General features: G+C 59.5%; 18 protein-coding genes. 11 read left to right on the top strand and 7 right to left on the bottom strand.

Translation table 11 applies throughout. The features are described from left to right. Window positions 1–13: 13 nt before the first annotated feature. Window positions 14–1,042 carry a porin gene (locus tag AC2FJF_RS17800; RefSeq protein ID WP_496726562.1) on the bottom strand — a complete coding sequence of 343 codons (1,029 nt, stop codon included), beginning with the start codon at window positions 1,040–1,042 and terminating at the stop codon, window positions 14–16. A gap of 283 nt (window positions 1,043–1,325) precedes the next feature. Between AC2FJF_RS17800 and AC2FJF_RS17795 the strand changes: the two genes are divergently transcribed. The 4 genes from AC2FJF_RS17795 (at window position 1,326) to holA (ending at window position 5,942) form a co-directional block, all read left to right on the top strand. Then, the gene (locus tag AC2FJF_RS17795; RefSeq protein ID WP_496726561.1) at window positions 1,326–1,814 is read left to right on the top strand and encodes a DUF3576 domain-containing protein; all 489 of its coding nucleotides are present in this window, start codon (window positions 1,326–1,328) and stop codon (window positions 1,812–1,814) included. Window positions 1,815–1,886: 72 nt separating this feature from the next. Next, window positions 1,887–4,439 (top strand): leucine--tRNA ligase, encoded by a 2,553-nt coding sequence (gene leuS / locus AC2FJF_RS17790; protein WP_496726560.1) that lies wholly within the window; start codon window positions 1,887–1,889, stop codon window positions 4,437–4,439. After that, window positions 4,426–4,917, top strand: a complete 492-nt coding sequence (gene lptE / locus AC2FJF_RS17785) for an LPS assembly lipoprotein LptE (protein WP_496726559.1) — start codon at window positions 4,426–4,428, stop codon at window positions 4,915–4,917. Before leuS ends, lptE begins: the two co-directional genes overlap by 14 nt. After that, on the top strand, window positions 4,914–5,942 hold the full coding sequence (holA, locus tag AC2FJF_RS17780) for a DNA polymerase III subunit delta (protein ID WP_496726558.1): 1,029 nt from the start codon (window positions 4,914–4,916) through the stop codon (window positions 5,940–5,942). Before lptE ends, holA begins: the two co-directional genes overlap by 4 nt. On the opposite strand, the gene AC2FJF_RS17775 is transcribed toward holA, so the two are convergent. After that, window positions 5,939–7,123 carry a TIGR03862 family flavoprotein gene (locus AC2FJF_RS17775; protein ID WP_496726557.1) on the bottom strand — a complete coding sequence of 395 codons (1,185 nt, stop codon included), beginning with the start codon at window positions 7,121–7,123 and terminating at the stop codon, window positions 5,939–5,941. The two genes, holA and AC2FJF_RS17775, sit on opposite strands and share 4 nt — an antisense overlap. A gap of 48 nt (window positions 7,124–7,171) precedes the next feature. Here AC2FJF_RS17775 and AC2FJF_RS17770 point away from each other — a divergent pair, with 48 nt between their 5' ends. After that, window positions 7,172–7,468: a hypothetical protein gene (locus tag AC2FJF_RS17770; RefSeq protein ID WP_058272576.1), complete on the top strand. Its 297-nt coding sequence runs from the start codon at window positions 7,172–7,174 to the stop codon at window positions 7,466–7,468. Here the strand turns inward: AC2FJF_RS17770 and AC2FJF_RS17765 are convergent, their stop codons facing one another. From AC2FJF_RS17765 to AC2FJF_RS17755, 3 genes are read right to left on the bottom strand one after another with little or no spacing between them, the layout of a single operon-like run. After that, complete coding sequence (locus AC2FJF_RS17765; RefSeq protein WP_496726556.1) at window positions 7,469–8,206, bottom strand: VOC family protein; 738 nt, start codon at window positions 8,204–8,206, stop codon at window positions 7,469–7,471. After that, the gene (locus AC2FJF_RS17760; RefSeq protein WP_496726555.1) at window positions 8,203–8,811 is read right to left on the bottom strand and encodes an enoyl-CoA hydratase/isomerase family protein; all 609 of its coding nucleotides are present in this window, start codon (window positions 8,809–8,811) and stop codon (window positions 8,203–8,205) included. Before AC2FJF_RS17760 ends, AC2FJF_RS17765 begins: the two co-directional genes overlap by 4 nt. Beyond that, on the bottom strand, window positions 8,808–9,551 hold the full coding sequence (locus tag AC2FJF_RS17755; protein ID WP_496726554.1) for an SDR family oxidoreductase: 744 nt from the start codon (window positions 9,549–9,551) through the stop codon (window positions 8,808–8,810). The genes AC2FJF_RS17760 and AC2FJF_RS17755 overlap by 4 nt, the downstream gene beginning before the upstream one ends. Before the next feature lie 138 nt (window positions 9,552–9,689). Here AC2FJF_RS17755 and AC2FJF_RS17750 point away from each other — a divergent pair, with 138 nt between their 5' ends. The 5 genes from AC2FJF_RS17750 to lpxK all read left to right on the top strand — a co-directional run bounded on the left by AC2FJF_RS17750 (window position 9,690) and on the right by lpxK (window position 15,738). Continuing rightward, complete coding sequence (locus AC2FJF_RS17750) at window positions 9,690–11,213, top strand: DUF2125 domain-containing protein (protein WP_496726553.1); 1,524 nt, start codon at window positions 9,690–9,692, stop codon at window positions 11,211–11,213. Window positions 11,214–11,387: 174 nt separating this feature from the next. Beyond that, window positions 11,388–12,734 (top strand): TldD/PmbA family protein, encoded by a 1,347-nt coding sequence (locus AC2FJF_RS17745; RefSeq protein ID WP_282120329.1) that lies wholly within the window; start codon window positions 11,388–11,390, stop codon window positions 12,732–12,734. Further along, window positions 12,721–13,521: an inositol monophosphatase family protein gene (locus AC2FJF_RS17740; protein WP_496726552.1), complete on the top strand. Its 801-nt coding sequence runs from the start codon at window positions 12,721–12,723 to the stop codon at window positions 13,519–13,521. Before AC2FJF_RS17745 ends, AC2FJF_RS17740 begins: the two co-directional genes overlap by 14 nt. Further along, a complete protein-coding gene (locus tag AC2FJF_RS17735) occupies window positions 13,518–14,753 on the top strand; it encodes a 3-deoxy-D-manno-octulosonic acid transferase (RefSeq protein WP_496726551.1) in 1,236 nt (411 codons plus the stop codon). Before AC2FJF_RS17740 ends, AC2FJF_RS17735 begins: the two co-directional genes overlap by 4 nt. Further along, entirely contained in the window at window positions 14,740–15,738 is a 999-nt protein-coding gene (gene lpxK, locus AC2FJF_RS17730; protein ID WP_496726550.1) for a tetraacyldisaccharide 4'-kinase, read from the top strand. Before AC2FJF_RS17735 ends, lpxK begins: the two co-directional genes overlap by 14 nt. A 38-nt stretch (window positions 15,739–15,776) precedes the next feature. Here the strand turns inward: lpxK and AC2FJF_RS17725 are convergent, their stop codons facing one another. Continuing rightward, complete coding sequence (locus tag AC2FJF_RS17725) at window positions 15,777–16,439, bottom strand: DsbA family protein (protein ID WP_108861100.1); 663 nt, start codon at window positions 16,437–16,439, stop codon at window positions 15,777–15,779. A gap of 14 nt (window positions 16,440–16,453) precedes the next feature. Further along, on the bottom strand, window positions 16,454–16,960 hold the full coding sequence (locus tag AC2FJF_RS17720) for a DUF721 domain-containing protein (RefSeq protein ID WP_496726549.1): 507 nt from the start codon (window positions 16,958–16,960) through the stop codon (window positions 16,454–16,456). 81 nt (window positions 16,961–17,041) lie between these two features. Between AC2FJF_RS17720 and mutY the strand changes: the two genes are divergently transcribed. Further along, on the top strand, window positions 17,042–18,097 hold the full coding sequence (gene mutY, locus AC2FJF_RS17715; protein WP_496726548.1) for an A/G-specific adenine glycosylase: 1,056 nt from the start codon (window positions 17,042–17,044) through the stop codon (window positions 18,095–18,097). Window positions 18,098–18,120 lie beyond the last annotated feature (23 nt).

Below are 18,120 nucleotides of genomic sequence, written 5' to 3'. Positions count from 1 at the left end.
GGTTCAGATCAACTTAGAAGTTGAACTGAGCACCGAAGTCAGCACGTACTTGGCTGTCGCCGTCGCCACGCTTCTGTTGGCCCAGACCACCGCGCAGCGATGCGCCGCCGCCCAGGTCGTACTTAACGCCGATACCATACTGCTGCAGGTCGTCATCCGCCGAACCGTCACCGTAAGCGGCGGTCAGAGTGGTTGCCGCGCCCAGGTTGTAGGCCAGCGACAGACCGTATGCGGTGCCGTTGCGAGCATCGTTTACAACGTCATCGTCAGCTACAAACAGTGTGCCCGAGAAGTCACCGAATTCTGCGCCCAGGGTCAGAACGGCCAGCGACTGCTTTTCGCTGCTGCTGTTCACGTTCGCCTTGGTTTCACCATAGGCCAGCGCTGCGGTGATGTTGTTGAAGTTGTAGGTTACGCTAACGTCCCAGCGGTCTGCGTCCTGCGCAACACCGTCCAGAGCAACAGTTGCCTGGTCGTAAGATGCGCCGAAAGCGAAGTCGCCAACTGCGTACTGGAAGAACACAGCGTTCGCACCCGAACCGGTCGACGAGTAACCCAGGAAGCTGTAGTCAACGCCCGAGTACTGGCCGATGAAGCTTTCCAGGCCAGGCTCGTTACCGTAGTAGTTCGCCAGGTTGTCGAACGAACCCGCAACGTTGCCCGCGTCAACACGCAGACCACCGTAGATGACCGAGAAACGTGCGCCGTTCAGGCCAGCCGAGTTGGCTTCGCCGTTGCCGGCATTTTCGTCAGCCTGCAGACGAACACGAGCCGAGAACTCAACGCCGCCATCGGTTTCTGCGGTGCCGTCGATGTTCAGGCGGAAGCGCGAGACCAGGATGGTGTTGTCGGTGTCGACGGTCGCGGTGCCAGCGGCAGTAACTGCGCCAGTTGCCGGATCAACGGTGAAGTTGTCAACAGTACCGGTACGGTCTTCAAGGTAGCCAATACCAAAACGACCGTAGCCGCTGAATTTAACGTCGGCCGCTGCAACGCTTGCGGTTGCAATCAGAGCGGTCGATGCGAAGAGAACTTTTTTCATCTTGTTTCCCTCGGTTTCAAAAGTTTTTCTACTCGACATATGCCTCAGCACATGTCTCAGCACGGGAACCGTTTCGCTCGGATTACCCCCAAAGCGCAAGCTTGCCTTAAATGTGAAGGGTGCATTGGCCCCAAATTGGTGCAAGGATGCCACAGTCGATATTTGGGGACTAAACTGCCGTCCACACTGACATGTGTAACAAGAATAGGGTTGTTGCTGAACTGGACCTTGTCTAGGAGTAACACTTAACAAAGTAGACCAAGTGAAACAGGACCAGTCGACAATGCGCCTGCAGACGATTTTCGGTTTGATCATAATAACTGCTGCCGTGTCGGCCTGCGGACAGAATCAGAGTGCGGCTCCGAATCCCGCATTGCTGTATACAGATAGCACGCGTACAGAAGAACGAGAACTGAACGATCCGGAGCGCACAACAATCTGGGACGTATTCAACCGCGGGAATGCCGAACAGATCGTCAATGTGAATCGGTATCTTTGGGCTGCCTCGCTGGATGTGCTGAATTTCCTCCCGATTCAGGAGGTTGATCCATTTACCGGCGTGATCGTAACAGGTTACGGCACGCCGCCTGGTGGCGGACGCTCTTATCGCGCGACCGTGCATATAAGTGACCCGGCCTTGGCGGCGCGGTCGCTTTCGGTGGCACTGCAGACCAGCGGGGGCGCTCCGGTAAGCGCCGCGACGTCGCGGGCGGTCGAGGATGCGATCCTAAACCGCGCACGCCAGTTGCGCATTGCGGACAACAAACTCTAGCCACCCGCCGAAAATCACAATATTACCACGCCGGGTTCACGCCCGGCGTTTTCATTCACGAAGGACCGCACAATGTCGCGCTACTCGGCCACCGAAATCGAAGCAAAATGGCAAGAGGCCTGGGACAAGGCCGGGATCTTCACCGCCGACCACACGGCAGACAAGCCGAAATATTACGTGCTTGAGATGTTCCCTTACCCGTCGGGGCGAATCCATATGGGGCATGTGCGCAACTATACGATGGGCGACGTCATTGCGCGCCACAAGCTGGCGACGGGGCACAACGTGCTGCACCCGATGGGCTGGGATGCTTTTGGAATGCCTGCGGAAAACGCCGCCATGGCTATTGGCGGCCACCCGAAAGACTGGACATACAGCAACATCGCCGACATGCGCGGGCAGATGATGCCGCTGGGCCTGTCGATCGATTGGTCCCGCGAATTCGCCACCTGTGACCCCGAATATTATGGCCAGCAGCAGGCTCTGTTCCTCGATATGCTCGACGCCGGGTTGGTTTATCGAAAGAACGCTGTGGTGAACTGGGACCCGGTCGACATGACCGTTCTGGCCAATGAGCAGGTGGAAAATGGACGCGGCTGGCGCTCGGGCGCTCTGGTGGAACGGCGCGAGCTGACCCAGTGGTTCTTCAAAATCTCGGACTATTCCGAAGAATTGCTGGATGCGCTTGATACGCTAGAGAACTGGCCTGCCAAAGTGCGACTGATGCAGGAAAACTGGATCGGCAAGTCGCGCGGCCTGCAGTTCGGCTTCGAACGCACTGATGGTGGTGAGCCCATCACTGTCTATACGACTCGGCCCGATACGCTGTTGGGCGCGTCTTTTGTTGGTATTTCGCCGGATCACCCGATTGCCAAGCAGCTTGAGGCCGAAAACCCCGAAGTTGCTGAGTTTGTTGCCGAATGCCGCAAGGGTGGCACCACGGAAGAAGCCATCGAGACGGCTGAAAAGCTGGGCTACGACACTGGTATCCGCGTCAAACACCCGCTGGACCCGAATTGGGAGCTGCCGGTCTGGATCGCGAACTTCATCCTGATGGATTACGGCACCGGCGCGATCTTTGCCTGCCCTGCGCATGACCAGCGCGACCTTGATTTCTGCCGCAAGTATGGCCTGCCGGTCATCGACACCTTCTTTGCACTGGATGACGATACACCGGTCGACAAGATCGCCTTTGTGCCGCCGAAAACTGAAAAAGTTCTTTGGGTGGACCATTTCGCAGGGCTGACCGAGGCCACGGGGGATGAGGCGATCAACGCCACCGTCGATTTCGCGGAAAAAGCAGGTTGGGGTGAAGGCGTCACCAAATATCGTCTGCGCGATTGGGGGCTCAGCCGTCAACGCTATTGGGGTTGCCCGATTCCGGTCGTGCATTGCGACAAATGTGGCACCGTGCCCGAGAAGAAAGAGAATCTGCCGATCGAATTGCCCTATGACGATGGCAACGGCAAACCCATCAACTTCTCGATCCCCGGCAACCCGCTGGACCGCCATGCCAATTGGCGTGACACCCCTTGCCCGTCCTGCGGCGCGCCAGCCAAACGTGAAACCGACACGATGGATACGTTCGTCGATTCGTCGTGGTATTTCGCCCGTTTCACCGCGCCACGCGCTGACACGCCCACCGATCTGGCCGAGGCCGAATACTGGATGAATGTCGACCAGTATATCGGCGGGATCGAGCACGCGATTCTGCACCTGCTCTATTCGCGCTTCTTCGCGCGGGCGATGAACATCACGGGTCACCTGCCGAAGAAAGCCATTGAGCCGTTCAATGCGCTGTTCACGCAAGGCATGGTGACACATGAGATTTATCAAACCCGTGATGCCAACGGTCGCCCGGTTTATCACCTGCCCGAAGATGTGACCGACGGAAAACTGGCCGACGGCACCGAGGTTGAGATCATCCCTTCGGCCAAGATGTCTAAATCCAAGAAAAACGTGGTCGACCCGGTCAGCATAATCTCGGCCTTCGGCGCGGATACTGCGCGTTGGTTCGTCCTGTCCGATTCGCCGCCTGAACGGGATGTGGAATGGACCGCATCCGGGGCCGAGGCTGCGTTCAAGCACCTCAGCCGTGTGCATCGGATCGCCTCGGAAATCGCCGAATCGGATGTTCCGGCCAATGCCGAGGATGAAACCCTGCTGCGCGAGATGCACAAAGCCATCTATGACGTCACAGGCGGAGTCGAATCTTTCGGCTTCAACGCCTCCATCGCCAAGCTTTATGCTTTCACCAACACCCTGGCCAAATCCAAGGCGGGCACCGCAGCCAAACGCGAGGCCGCCAAAACGCTGGCACAGCTGATGTCGCCGATGACCCCGCACCTGTCCGAGGAGCTTTGGCAGCTGCTGGGTGGCGAAGGGCTGGTTGCCACGGCATCATGGCCGGTTGCGGATGCAGCTATGCTGGTGGACGACACCGTCACCCTGCCGATCCAGATCAACGGCAAGCGCCGCGCGGAAATCAGCGTGGCCAAAGATATGCCCAAGGACGAGGTTGAAAAAGTCGCGCTGAGCACCGAAGCTGTGCAAAAGGCGCTGGATGGCGCCACACCCAAGAAAGTAATCGTTGTACCGGGCCGGATTGTGAATGTCGTCGTTTAACCGCAGAACCTTTTTGCTGATGCCGCTGGCCCTTGCCGCCTGCGGTTTCGAACCTGTGTACGCCCCGGGCGGATCGGGTTCGGCCCTTTTTGGTCGCGTAGAAGTGTCTGCTCCAAACACAGTCACCAGCTTTCTACTTGTCGAAGATTTGGAGCAGAAACTTGGCCGTAGTGCGACATCCGGCAGTGAATACAGCCTGGATGTGTCCGTCGTGACCCAGACGGTGGCGGCATCGATTACCTCAACAAACGAAACCAACCGTCTTATCATCAACGGGACTGCCAACTATTCGCTTAGATCGAATGCGACAGGGCAAGTTCTCGCCTCGGGTTCGGTGACGGATTTCGTGGGATATTCGGCCGCCGGGTCTACTGTGTCGACACTGGCTGATGAGCGGGATGCAACGCAGCGCCTGATGGTAATTCTGTCCGATCAGATCATCAGTCGGCTCTACGCCACGCCGGGCCTGTCCGCATGAAGCTGAGCCCGCGCGAGGCCGAGGGGTATTTCTCGAGACCCGACGCGGACAAAACCGGATTGTTGATCTACGGCGCGGATGCGATGCGCGTAGCGCTAAAGCGGCAACAAGTTCTGGCGGCCCTGCTGGGGGCAAACGCCGAAGAAGAGATGCGGTTGACCCGCCTGCCCGGAAGTGATCTGCGTGGCGATCCGGCCTTGTTGCTGGATGCGATCAAGGCAGTCGGGTTTTTTCCCGGGCCGCGCGCTGTATTCGTCGAAGACACAACCGACACGGCCGCCCCCGCAATCCTTGCCGCGCTGGAAGATTGGGTAGCTGGCGATGCCCAAATCATCGTCACCGCCGGGCAGCTCAAGGCCAGTTCCAAAATCCGCAAGGCGTTCGAAGCGCATCGCTCGGCTTATGCGGTGGGCATCTATGACGACCCGCCGTCGCGGGCCGAAGTCGAACGCGTTCTGGCGGCGGCCGGTTTGCAGAACATCCCACGCGATTCGATGGCCGCGATTGCTGAGTTGGCAACCGGTATTAGCCCCGGTGACTTTGCCCAAACGATTGAGAAACTGTCGCTTTACAAGCGCGGTGACAGTTCCGAGCTGACCATTGAAGACGTTGAAGCCTGCGCGCCCCGCTCGACCGAGGCCGCACTGGACGATGTGCTGAACGTGGTTGCCGATGGTCGCGCGGGTGAAATCGGCCCGCTGATCCGACGTTTGCAATCACAGGGAACCAATGCGGTCAGCCTGTGCATCGGCGCGACAAGGCACTTCCGCACTTTGTATGCATGCGCATCCGATCCGGGCGGAGCAGCACAGGGCATCGGAAAACTGCGCCCCCCGGTTTATGGGAAACGGCGCGACCGCATTCTGCGTCAGGCCCAAGGGTGGGGTGCGCCAAAGTTGCAAACTGCGTTGACAGTTCTGACAGATACGGACCTGTCGCTGCGCTCGGCCGGGCAAACGGCACCGGCCATGGCATTGGTCGAACGTGCCATGATCCGTCTGGCGATGCTGGCGCGAACCCGCTAACCGCTTTGATCCAACCAATGTGCCGCCGAACGCCCAGCCCAACGGCCGGTCGCCAGGCAGGCTGTCAGAAGGTACCCCCCGGTCGGGGCCTCCCAATCCAGCATCTCGCCCGCGCAAAACACTCCGGGACATGCAGTCAGCATGAGCTCCTCATTAAGCGCCGCACGTGGCACACCTCCTGCTGTGGAGATGGCCTCGTCCATCGGGCGCAGGCCCGAGTGTCTGATCTGCAGATGCTTGATCACGCTTACGTCTAGCGATGGAATCTGGCCATCGCGCTTGGACATTTCATGAAACAGGGCGACCTTTTGCGGAGACAGGTGCAGAGATTTCTTCAGCCACTGCGAAAAGGTCGTTTTCGATTTTTTTGACACAAAACGACTACGCAACGTATCGGCATCCAAATCCGGAACCAAATCGACAAAAAGCGGTGCTCTGTCACGCAAGGCCGGGGTCAGTGAGTACAATCCACCCCCTTCCAACCCTTTCGCCGAAACCGCAGCCTCGCCGCGACTTTCCAACTCTCCGGCCCTCCATCGCACCGATTTCAAAGCCGCGCCAAAATGCGGCTGCATATGGGGGCTCCATTCCACGGAAATGGCTGAGTTTGCGGGTGCGAAAGGTGTGAGGGGCACGCCTTTACCCGTCAGCACCGATGCCCATGCTCCGTCTGATCCCAACCGCGACCAGCTTGCCCCGCCCAGCGCAAGAACGGTCACATCGGGGAATAGCTTCTGCCTGCCATCAGCCGTGTCGAATACGGCTTGGGCACCGTCCCAACCAACCCACCGCCAGCGTGTTCTGACCTGAACGCCAGCCTCTGCCAGCCGTGCCAGCCACGCCCGCAACAGCGGAGAGGCCTTCATCGATGTCGGAAACACCCGCCCGGTCGAGCCTGTGAACAGCTCTTGCCCCAACCCTTGCGCCCATGTTTGCACGTCCGACGCATCGAATTCGGCAATCATTGGTCGCAACCAGGTCGCGGCCTCACCATAGGACCTCAGCAAAATCTCAAACTGTTCGTCCTTGGTCAGGTTCAACCCGGACTTCCCGGCCATCAGGAATTTACGCGCCACCGATGGCTTGGCCTCGGCCACCACAACGGAATGCCCGGCTTTGGCCAGTTCCTCGGCCGCCATCAGGCCTGCGGGTCCGCCGCCGATCACCAGTGCCAGTGCCATCCCTGCCCTCTTGCCTTTCGCGCCACCTGACGCAACCCTACCCTCGTCATGACGAACAGCGATCCGATCTGCCCGCTCTGCAACCGCCCGATCCCGGACGGGGGCGGAAGCCTGCACCATCTGATCCCAAAACTCAAAGGGGGCAAGGGCGGACCCACCGTCCTGCTGCACCAGATCTGCCATAAAGAGGTGCATGCGACCCTGACCGAGGCGGAATTGGCCCGTGAATTCAACAGCGTCGAGGCTCTGCGCGCCCATCCGAGGCTGGAGAAATTCCTGAATTGGGTTCGCAAACGCCCGCCCGGCTTTCGCTCGAAAGTTCCGGGCAAGCGGCGCGGGCGTTGATCAGCCGGGATTAACCGGGTCGCCAAAGGCGTCCCGCGTCGGCGCGGCAAGCCCCCGAAACTCCAACCCGCGATAATCGGGCACATTGGCAAACCTGACGCCTTTGACGTGTTGGAACTCCAACGTTGTGTAGGGGCGTTTCCACAGCCATTCGCGATTTTCCACTGCCCACAAGTCAGCGTGTGGCGGAACATCGTCCGTAAACGCGTAAAAATGCAGATCAAATCCGTATTGATCAATGTCTTGCACCGAAAGCAAACGCATACCGTTGGCGCGGCAAAATGCATCCTCTGCTGCTATATTTCCGGTTCGCAGGGTGATCTGGCCGATACAAGCCTGCGCAAACGGATCGCTCGGATCTGCTGCGTTTAGCGGCCGGTTGCCTTCGAAATCATGCTGAAGCAGCTCGATCGCGAACCCTTCGGGGTCTTTGAGGTGACACATGTACCCGATGTTCAGAAACTGTTTCGGGTCCGAAACCTCAATTCCCTTTTCGCGCAGGAAGGCGGCCGCCAGATCGACATCCGGAACGGTGATGCCGATCTTCCAATAGCGTTGTCCTGTGTCATGGGTGTAGCCCCCGCCGCCGGGCATCAGCAACAAATCGGCGTCTTGCCCGGGATAACCCATGCGCAGGCACACACCCTGGTCCCGAACTGACATACCAAGGACGTTCGAATAGAAATCACTCAACTTTTCGGGATCAGCGACGCGCAGTCGCAAACCAGAGAGCCTCATGCGCACAGCCCGGCGATTCCTGCCGCGATCCTTGGATCGGCGGCGACGCTGTCAGCGACCAGCTCGCGCGCAGTTTGCATAAGGTCATCCGGTGCCACCACCCGATCCACCAGGCCAAAGGCATAGGCCTCATCCGCGGTGATCTTTTGCCCGGCCATCAGGACCAACTTGGTGCGTGACGGCCCTATCAGCGCCGACATGCGCACAGGATCGGACGGTTGCGGCAGAAAGCCCAGCTTCATCACAGGATAGAAAAACTTGGCGGACGGGACCGCAACTCGAATATCGCAGGCCAGCACCATACCGTTCGCTCCCCCAGCCAGGGTTCCATTCAACGCGGCGACCGTCAGGCATGGCAGGGCAGCGATCGCACCCGACAAACGCTCCCATACGTCCGAAGTTGCAAGCCCGGCGCGCGCCTCGTCCAGATCGGCCCCGGCGCTGAACACGCTGCCCGCTCCGGTCAGGATCAACGCGCGTGCCTCGGTGGCGGCTTCGGCAATTTCGGCCAGCTCAGTCAGCATCGCCCCGGTCAGCGCGTTGGCTTTGCCGGGATTGTTCAGAGTGACGATCCACAACCCGTCTTCTTTGTTCAGTTCGATCACGTCAGCCCAACCCTTTGTCGAATATCTTCGCGCCGCAAGGAGATTTCGGTCCCCAAAAATTCATCCGCATCGGACGTGCACATCCACAGCAGCGCCTTCGCTGGCCAGTCGGCAGGGATATGATCGCTCCAGTCCAACTGGCTGACGGCGTTGATACCGCTTGTCTTGATGACCCGTTGCATATCCGTCGCCACGGTCCCCGGCGACAGACCCATGGCGCGGATACCGTGCAACGATTCCTCAAGATGGAGGCATTCCGTCAGCATTTTTGCACCGGCCTTGGAGGCACAATAGTGGCTCCATGCCTCAACCGGGTTCGAGGCCGCGCCTGATGATACGGTCAGCACGGTGCCTCCACCGGCCGCGCGCATGATGGGCAGGGCAGCGCGCATTCCGTAGAACACACCCTTGAGGTTTATGTCGATCGCCTTGTCCCAGGCCGCAACATCCGCGTTCGAAAGATGAAAGATCGGATCAATGACGCCGGCGTTCCCGATAAGAACATCCAAACCGCCAAAGCGGTCGACGCAATCTGCCACGGCCTGTTCGACCTGCGCAAAATCACTGACGTCACATTCCAGTGCGATTGCGTTTTCGCCCAGCGCAGTTGCCAATGCGGCGATCTGATCGCGGCTACGCGCGAGCAGCGCCACGTTCGCACCTGCTGCGGCAAAAACGCGCCCTGCCTCTGCTCCGATGCCCCGGCTGGCCCCGGTTATCAGTACGGTTTTCCCCTGCATTTGGTTCCTATACCTCCAACGGTTTGAATTTGTGTGAATGCTTACCGCGCGAAGGGGGAAAGGGTCCAGCCCTTGCCCCTTGACGCCCGACGTCACAAGCACGACGATGCCGGCAAAATTATCTAGAAGGGTACTGTAATGTCCGTTTTCCTTCGCCGCAGTTGCGGTGCTGTTTTGGCATATGCCGTTATCACACAAGGCGCACTTGCCGACCTGACCTCGCAGGATGTCTGGAATGATTGGAAAACCTATCTGGGTCAGATGGGGTACACCGTTTCGGGCGACGAATCCGTTGCAGGCAATGTAACGACGATTGCCGACATGGCTGTTTCGATGGACCTGCCGGAAGAGGATGCAACCTTCCAGATGGTCGTGCCGGAAATGAGCCTGACGGAAAACGGCGACGGCACGGTCAGCATCGATTTCCCTGACACCTATGTGATGACCGTGTCCGGCCAGGGAGATGGCGAGGAATTCTCGGTCGATATCAACTATTCTGAGACCGGAATGAACCTGGTCGTTTCAGGCTCGCCCGACGAAATGACCTACGACTATTCGGCCGACACGATAGGTATCAAGCTGGATGGTCTGAATGTGGACGGCGAAAAGATGCCCGCTGATGCGCTCGCGCTCAGCTTAAACATGACAGATCTGGCTGGCAGCTCGGTCATGAAAATCGGCGAAAACCGTGACATTGATCAGAAATTCACCGCGGGTGGGATGACCTATGATATGGCGTTCCAGGACCCGGACAGCGGCGACACGGCTAGGGTTGACGGCTCGATGAGCCAGCTGGCGTTTGAGGGCACAAACGTTATCCCATCCGAATTCGACATCTCGGACCCGCAGGCCTTCTATAAGGCGGGCTTCTCGTTCTCGGGGCTGTTCACCTACGGATCCGGCCAGAACGCGATTGCAGGCACCAGCGAAGGCGAGGCATTCTCGGTCGGAAGCGAGTCTCAGGGTGGCAAATTTGGCGCCAGCATCGACGCAGAGCGTCTTGCCTATGACATCGAGCAGAACAGCGCGAAAGTCGCAGTGACGACGGCCGACCTGCCCTTCCCGATCGAAATCGCGATGGAGAATGCCGGGTTCAAGTTTGAAATCCCGGTGCAGAAATCCGAGGAAATCCAACCTTTTGGGTTCGCCATGAACCTGACCGACTTCACCATGTCGGATATCCTGTGGAGTATGTTCGACCCAGCAGGCGCCCTGCCGCGCGACCCGGCAACGATTGCGCTGGACACCACCGGAACCGCCAAGGTTCTGTTGAACATCTTTGATCCCACCGCGGTCGAAAACCTGGATACATCCGACGCCGCACCGGGCGAGTTGCACTCGCTGAAGATCAACGAACTGCTGGTGTCTCTGGTCGGAGCCAAGCTGACAGGTGAAGGCGATTTCACCTTCGACAACTCCAACGTCTCAGAGTTCGACGGAATGCCCACGCCGACCGGCGTTGCCAAGCTGAAACTGAATGGTGCCAATGCCCTGATCGACAAGTTGATCGAGATGGGGCTGGTGTCGGACAGCGATGCAATGGGCGCGCGGATGATGATGGGTCTGATGGCCGTACCGGGTGACGAGCCCGACACGCTGAATTCGGAAATCGAATTCACTGCGGACGGTCAGATTCTGGCGAACGGCCAGCGTATCAAGTAACACTTCGGGAAGGCGGCACCGCTGCCTTCCCAATCCTTCGCCGTGGTGCGAACTCCGGCACTGGGCGCATCGTGCCGAATTCCATTTCAATAGTTTGCTCAACCTAAAATAGCCGCAGGCCTTGCGAGACCGGCGGTCCAAGGCTAGGTCGAATGCACACAGACCGGAGGCCTCATGACCCGCACACCAGAAGAAATCAGCCATAACCTGCTGGACGCGGCCCGCAAAGCCGGGGCCGAAGCGGCGGATGCCATCGTTCTGGATGGCTCATCGGTATCGGTTGAAGTCCGCGGTGGCGCGCTGGAGCACGCCGAACGGTCCGAAGGCACCGACCTGGGACTGCGTGTGTTTCTAGGCAAGCGGCAGGCGATCGTCTCAAGTTCGGACAGTCGCCCCGAAACGCTGACGGCGATGGCGCAACGTGCAGTGGCCATGGCAAACGAAGCTCCGGAAGATCCTTTTACAGGGTTGGCCACGCCCGACCAGCTTGCAAAAGACTGGGATATCGCGGCGCTGGAACAATTCGACCCGACGCCGGAACCATCGGCGGATACGCTTTTGCAGGATGCACTGGCTGCCGAAGCTGCCGCTTTGGCCATAGAAGGCGTGTCCCAAGTATCAGACGCCGCGGCCGCTTATGGCACCCACCGCGTGCATCTGGCTGCCACAAATGGCTTTTCCGGCGGGTATTCCCGCAGCAGCCGCTCGACCTCTTGCGTTGCTATCTCGGGCCAAGGCACAGGGATGGAACGCGACTACGACGGCGACAGCCGCACATTCCAGAGTGACCTGCGCAGCCCTGATGAGATTGGCCGCTCGGCAGGTGAACGCGCCGTTGCGCTGATTGGGGCACAAAAACCCGCGACAGGCACATTCCCTGTCCTGTTCGACGAGCGGATTTCGTCTTCGCTGATCGGTCATCTTTTGGCCGCCAGCAACGGCGCCGCCATTGCCCGTGGTGCGTCATGGCTGAAGGACAACCTGGGAGAGCAGGTCCTGCCTGAACACCTGTCACTGATCGAAGACCCGCATCGCCCGCGTATCTCGGGCTCTCGCCCCTTTGACGCCGAAGGTTTGCCAACACAGCGAAGGGCCGTTGTTGAAAACGGAGTACTGACCGGGTGGACTCTGGATTTGGCCAGCGCACGAAAACTGGGCATGACCTCGACCGGGAATGCGGCGCGTGGCGTGTCCGGCCCCCCGTCGCCCAGCAACTGGAACCTGAGCCTGACCCAAGGCACGCACAGCCGGGACGATCTGCTGCGTGACATGGGAACCGGCCTGTTGGTGACCTCTATGATCGGATCGACGATCAACCCCAATACCGGCGACTACTCACGTGGGGCATCAGGCTTTTGGGTCGAAAACGGGGAAATCACCCATCCCGTCAACGAATGCACGATCGCTGGCAATCTGCGTGACATGCTGAAACGGATTATTCCGGCAAATGACGCACGTACGTACTTGTCCCGCGTGGTGCCATCGATCCTGATCGAAGGAATGACACTTGCCGGCACCTGACCTGCAACTGCTGATTGACGCCGCATTAGAGGCCGGAAAGATCGCCACTCGGTTTTCGGGGACAACGGCGCAACGCTGGGATAAACCCGACGGGGCCGGCCCGGTGACCGAGGCTGATCTTGCCGTGAACGCGATGCTTGAGCAAATGCTGCCCGCAGCGCGCCCGGGGTATGGCTGGTTGAGCGAAGAGACTGAGGATTCAGCTGACAGGCTGTCGAAAGACCGTGTTTTCATCATTGATCCCATCGACGGCACCCGCGGCTTTGCCGAAGGCTCGCGGACCTGGGCCCATTCATTGGGCATCGCCGAACAGGGCGAAGTGACGGCCGCTGTGATCTACCTGCCCTTGCGAAACCTGCTATATGCCGCAGCAAAAGGTCAGGGCGCTACGCTCAATGCCGAAAAGATCCGGGTCAGCGAACTCAGTGTGTTGGAAAGCGCCGAGGTGTTGGCCGCGAAACCCAACATGCAGCCGCAACACTGGCGTCAGGGGCAGGTACCCGAGTTCAAACGGAACTACCGGCCATCTCTGGCCTATCGCATGGCCCTTGTTGCACAAGGTCGGTTTGACGGGATGATGACCCTCAGGCCCAGTTGGGAATGGGACATCGCCGCCGGTGATCTGATTATACGCGAAGCCCTCGGCCGGTGTTCGGACCGCGCGGGGCTGCCCCTGCGGTTCAACAATGCAATTCCGCGTCTGAACGGTGTGATCGCTGCGGGTTCAGGTGTTTATAGGCTACTGTCGGAACAACTCGAACCGGAAGGCCCTGGAATCGCACCATGAGCAAGCCACGCTCGTTAAGCCTTGCCGCCTATCGCGTGCTGTCCTGGGGTATGCAGAATACCGCCAGCAACGGCGATATTGCGCGCCCCGAGGGCGAGGTTCTGTGGTTGCACATAAATGCGTGGGAACGTCACCGCGCTATTGTTGATTTTTACCAGCGGTTGCAGCAGACGCGCCCCAATCTGTCGGTGGTTCTGACCGCGCCACCCGATGCAGATCTATCAAGATGGGCCAGCAGCGGATACCCTCTGGTCAACCTGCCCACCGAACAAACCGGGGCGGCGCGCGCGTTTCTAGACCATTGGCAGCCGGATATCGGAATTTGGGTCGGGGGCGGCCTGATGCCCAACCTGATCACACGCGCCGAGGAACGTGGGATTCCCATGATGCTGATCGAAGCACAGGCGGACGTGAAAGTCGCGCGCGGCGGCCGTTGGCTGCCCGATATCACAAGATACACGATTGACTGTTTTCAGACGATCCTGTGTACGACACCGGAAATCGTCCGCCAAATTCGGCGATTGGGCATCGCTTCGAACAAGGTGCAAGAGGCACCGCCCCTACATGTCAGCCCAAACCCGCGCTCATGGCCCGAGGACGAGCTGATCGAAGTGAACCATGCGCTGTCTGGCCGACCGGTCTGGTTAGCGGCGTGGGTCCAGGACAAAGAATTCATCTCGGTCCTCAGTGCCCATAGACAGGCAATGCGCATGCTGCCGCGTTTGGCATTGGTGTTGCAAGTGGCCGACATTACAGAAGCCGGGCCGCTGCACCGGCGGCTTGAAGCGATGGATCTGCGCTGTACCAACTGGGATGAAAGCGGGACGATCGAGGATATGACTCAGGTGATCCTCTCCGCCGTGCCTGAGGATCTGGGTCTTTGGCAGCGGGTATCGCCCGTTACCTTCATGGGCAGCTCTCTGGAACGCGGCGCCGGGGGCGCGGATCCGCTGATCGCCACGGCGCTGGGATCAGCTGTGATCCACGGCCCGTTTGTGCACAGCCAACAACAGCTTTACGATCAGCTTGACCGGGCCGGGGCCGCGCGCACGGTCAGGTCCGCCACCGAACTGGGCGATGCAGTGGTGGAATTGTTGGCACCGGATCAGGCCGCCAATATGGCGCTGGCCGGGTGGCAGATCGTTACCGAGGGTGCGCCGCAGGCGGATCACTTGATCGACATGATTCAGGACTACCTGGACCAGCGGAGTGCAGACGATGCGAGCACCTGATTTCTGGAATACCGCGCCAGATCGGCTGGACCTGCGCGCACGGCTACTGGCACCGCTTGGGCGGCTCTATGCTGGCGCTACGGCGCGTCGGGTCGCCTCGGAAACTGGTATTAACCCGGGTGTTCCTGTCATTTGCATTGGCAACCTGAACGCGGGTGGCACCGGCAAGACCCCGACTGTGATCTGGATGATCGAGCAATTGCGCGATGCCTGGCATGAGACACATGTGGTCACGCGCGGCCACGGCGGCTCGCTCGAAGGGCCGGTGCGGGTGGACCCCGGCAAGCATACCGCGGCGCAGGTCGGGGATGAGCCCCTGTTGCTGGCGGCTTTTGCCGATGTCTGGGTCGCCAAAGACCGCGCCGCTGGCGCAAAAGCAGCCGCCGCGGCGGGTGCCACAGTCATCGTGCTTGACGACGGGTTTCAAAACCCCTCGGTGGCGAAGGATTTCTCGGTCATTGTGGTGGACGCATCGCGAGGATTTGGAAATGGACTGTGCTTACCGGCTGGCCCGCTGAGGGAACCGGTGGAAGTCGGATTACGGCGCGCTGATCTGGTGCTGTCCCTTGGCGAAGCTGATGCCCAAATCGAGTTTGCCGAACGCTGGGGGAAAAAACTGTCCGTCCCACATGCGACCGGCGCGGTTGAGCCGCTGCAAACCGGCATGGATTGGAGCGATACGCCTGTTCTTGCCTTTGCAGGCATCGGACACCCCGAGAAGTTCTTTGCCACTTTGCGCCAGCAAGGCGCGACCTTGCTGCGGGCCGAAGCGCTGGATGACCACCAGCCGCTGACACCCGCTCTGATGACCCGTCTTGAAAACGAAGCCCGCTTGTTGCGCGCGCAAATGGTCACCACGGAAAAAGACGCCGTTCGCCTACCCGCAGCGTTTCGCAGCAAGGTCATCACGCTTCCGGTTCGTCTGAAGGTCGATGAGGCGGACAAGATCAGGCAGATGCTTTTGCAGATCGCCCCGTCGCCCTGAAGGACGACCGGCCCGGATTGAGCCGGTCGTAAAAGCAATTAGCTGCCCAGTTCGTCTTCGATCAGCTTTTTGAAGCCGTCATAGGACTGATTCTCGACCGGCTTGCCATTCACGATGAAGGACGGGGTCGCCTGAATACCGTCGCGCTCGGCGTTTTCCTGATACCATGCGACCAGCGTCTGCGCCCGGGTGCCGTCCTGCAGGCAGGCTTCAAGCTGATCATTGTCGATACCAGCCAGACGCCCGATTTTGCGCAGCTCGTCCACGATTTCAGCGGGACCACCGGCTTTGGTCCACTCGGACTGACCTTCATAGATCAGGTCGGAAATGCCAAAGAACTTTTCGGGCCCGCCGCAGCGTGCAACCATCGACGCCCACAGGCCATAGCGGTCAAAGTAGACCTCGCGATAGATGAACTTCACCTTACCTGTGTCGATGAAATCCTTCTTGAGCTGCTTGTACGCTCCCGAGTGGAAATTCGCACAATGCGGGCAGGTATAGGACGCATATTCGATGATCTCGACTGGTGCGTCTTCGGCGCCCAGAGTCATCTCGACGATGGTCGAGGTGTCCAGATCGGCCTCTTGCGCCTCGGCGCTGCTGATCAGCGGATAGGCGGGGTTGGAATTTGACAGCGACAGCCAATAACCGCCAGCGGCCACGGCGACGGCCGCACAAATTCCGGTTGCAATACGGCTCATTTCTCAGCCCTTTCTCAGCGTTTTTGCTTGGATAAAACGTTACGGCCCAGACGTTCAAGAGCTGCGCGCAGATCACCATCGTGAACTTCTTGCGCAGCGCGGTCTGCCTCGGCTGCTATTTCTGGTTCGATCTTGGGTTTAGCTTGTTTCGGCTTGTGGTCGAAACTGGCCTGCCCCTCGGCAAATCCTGTCGGAGCGGTCTGGGTGATGCGCACCCGGCTGATGGCATTATAGCCATAGACCGCGTTCACCTTGCCGCGCAATTGTTCCTTCTGCATCTCCAGCATCGGGGCCTGCGGTCCGGTGGTCAGAACCGTTAGCGTGGCACCAATGCCACCCTTCCCGTAACCCACTTTTACCGGTCGCGCGATAGCGGCCATATCCTGTCCAACGATCTCGGACCAATGGGTCAGCAGGCGTGATACGGCAAAGCCCCGGCTCTCACCGGCGTGCCTGATCTGGTCGTTCAGCAATGTCGCGGTGCGTTTGAACCCGCGGGTCGAAGAACGTCTGCGCTGCATCTGGTTTCCAACTCCTGCGCCGCTATTGTAAAGGGCAGAACAACAGGCGCCAGCGAAACCCGACAAGGAGATAGATAAAACTTGCGTGACTCTGGTGAATTTGACGTGAGCAGTGCGCTACTGGATTGGTACGACCGCCATGCCCGCGAGATGCCTTGGCGCGTAGCCCCAGCCGATCGGGCTGCGGGCGTGATGCCCGACCCCTACCGCATATGGTTGTCCGAGGTCATGCTGCAGCAGACCACTGTTGCGGCTGTGCGCGACTATTTCGTGCGATTCACTACCCGCTGGCCAACTGTCGAAGCGCTGGCGGCGGCGCCCGACGATCAGGTCATGGGGGAATGGGCCGGGCTTGGCTACTATGCTCGCGCCCGCAATTTGTTGAAATGCGCCCGGGTCGTGGTCGAACAGCATGGTGGAACGTTCCCCGATACCTACGACGCGCTCCTCAATTTGCCGGGGATCGGTCCCTACACCGCCGCTGCAATTTCCGCCATCGCCTTCGACCGACCCGAAACCGTGTTAGACGGCAACGTGGAACGGGTTATGGCCCGCCTCTATGACATCCACGACCCTTTGCCCGGTTCAAAACCGCAACTGAAAAAGCATGCGGCTGCGCTTACGCCTATCACCCGACCGGGTGACTATGCGCAGGCAGTCATGGACTTGGGGGCAACAATCTGTACACCAAAATCTCCGGCCTGCGGTATCTGCCCGGTGCAAGCCGCCTGCGCCGCTCGCGCCGCTGGAACGCAATCCGATTTGCCACGCAAGACACCAAAAAAGCCCAAACCCACGCGATACGGCCATGTCTATATAGCCCAAGGCGATAACGGAGCCTTTCTGATGGAACGTCGTCCCGACAAGGGGCTGCTGGGTGGTATGCTGGGCTGGCCGGGGTCAGAATGGTCAGACGGCCCGGCCGAGGCACCGCCCTTTCCGTGCGAATGGCAGGTGCTGCCGGGTGAGGTACGCCACACCTTTACCCACTTCCACCTGATCCTGCGGATCTGGACGACCACGCTGCCGGTCGGCTGGTCGCATGACGATCTGATTGTCATGGACAAACACGCTTTCCGCCCCAGTGACCTACCTACTGTTATGCGCAAAGCGTATGACCTCTGGCGCTCTACGTAACCCATTGTGTGGCATTGCCGGGT

The sequence above is a fragment of the Ruegeria sp. CDSB013 genome (assembly GCF_059611165.1).
This window is presented reverse-complemented; position numbering and strand designations above follow the sequence as displayed.

Excerpts from the sequence above, each read along its gene's own strand:
- AC2FJF_RS17800 (WP_496726562.1), bottom strand. The coding sequence starts at position 1,042 with ATGAAAAAAGTTCTCTTCGCATCGACCGCTCTGATTGCAACCGCAAGC.
- AC2FJF_RS17795 (WP_496726561.1), top strand. The coding sequence starts at position 1,326 with ATGCGCCTGCAGACGATTTTCGGTTTGATCATAATAACTGCTGCCGTG.
- leuS (WP_496726560.1), top strand. The coding sequence starts at position 1,887 with ATGTCGCGCTACTCGGCCACCGAAATCGAAGCAAAATGGCAAGAGGCC.
- lptE (WP_496726559.1), top strand. The coding sequence starts at position 4,426 with ATGTCGTCGTTTAACCGCAGAACCTTTTTGCTGATGCCGCTGGCCCTT.
- holA (WP_496726558.1), top strand. The coding sequence starts at position 4,914 with ATGAAGCTGAGCCCGCGCGAGGCCGAGGGGTATTTCTCGAGACCCGAC.
- AC2FJF_RS17775 (WP_496726557.1), bottom strand. The coding sequence starts at position 7,123 with ATGGCACTGGCACTGGTGATCGGCGGCGGACCCGCAGGCCTGATGGCG.
- AC2FJF_RS17770 (WP_058272576.1), top strand. The coding sequence starts at position 7,172 with ATGACGAACAGCGATCCGATCTGCCCGCTCTGCAACCGCCCGATCCCG.
- AC2FJF_RS17765 (WP_496726556.1), bottom strand. The coding sequence starts at position 8,206 with ATGAGGCTCTCTGGTTTGCGACTGCGCGTCGCTGATCCCGAAAAGTTG.
- AC2FJF_RS17755 (WP_496726554.1), bottom strand. The coding sequence starts at position 9,551 with ATGCAGGGGAAAACCGTACTGATAACCGGGGCCAGCCGGGGCATCGGA.
- AC2FJF_RS17750 (WP_496726553.1), top strand. The coding sequence starts at position 9,690 with ATGTCCGTTTTCCTTCGCCGCAGTTGCGGTGCTGTTTTGGCATATGCC.
- AC2FJF_RS17745 (WP_282120329.1), top strand. The coding sequence starts at position 11,388 with ATGACCCGCACACCAGAAGAAATCAGCCATAACCTGCTGGACGCGGCC.
- AC2FJF_RS17735 (WP_496726551.1), top strand. The coding sequence starts at position 13,518 with ATGAGCAAGCCACGCTCGTTAAGCCTTGCCGCCTATCGCGTGCTGTCC.
- lpxK (WP_496726550.1), top strand. The coding sequence starts at position 14,740 with ATGCGAGCACCTGATTTCTGGAATACCGCGCCAGATCGGCTGGACCTG.
- AC2FJF_RS17725 (WP_108861100.1), bottom strand. The coding sequence starts at position 16,439 with ATGAGCCGTATTGCAACCGGAATTTGTGCGGCCGTCGCCGTGGCCGCT.
- AC2FJF_RS17720 (WP_496726549.1), bottom strand. The coding sequence starts at position 16,960 with ATGCAGCGCAGACGTTCTTCGACCCGCGGGTTCAAACGCACCGCGACA.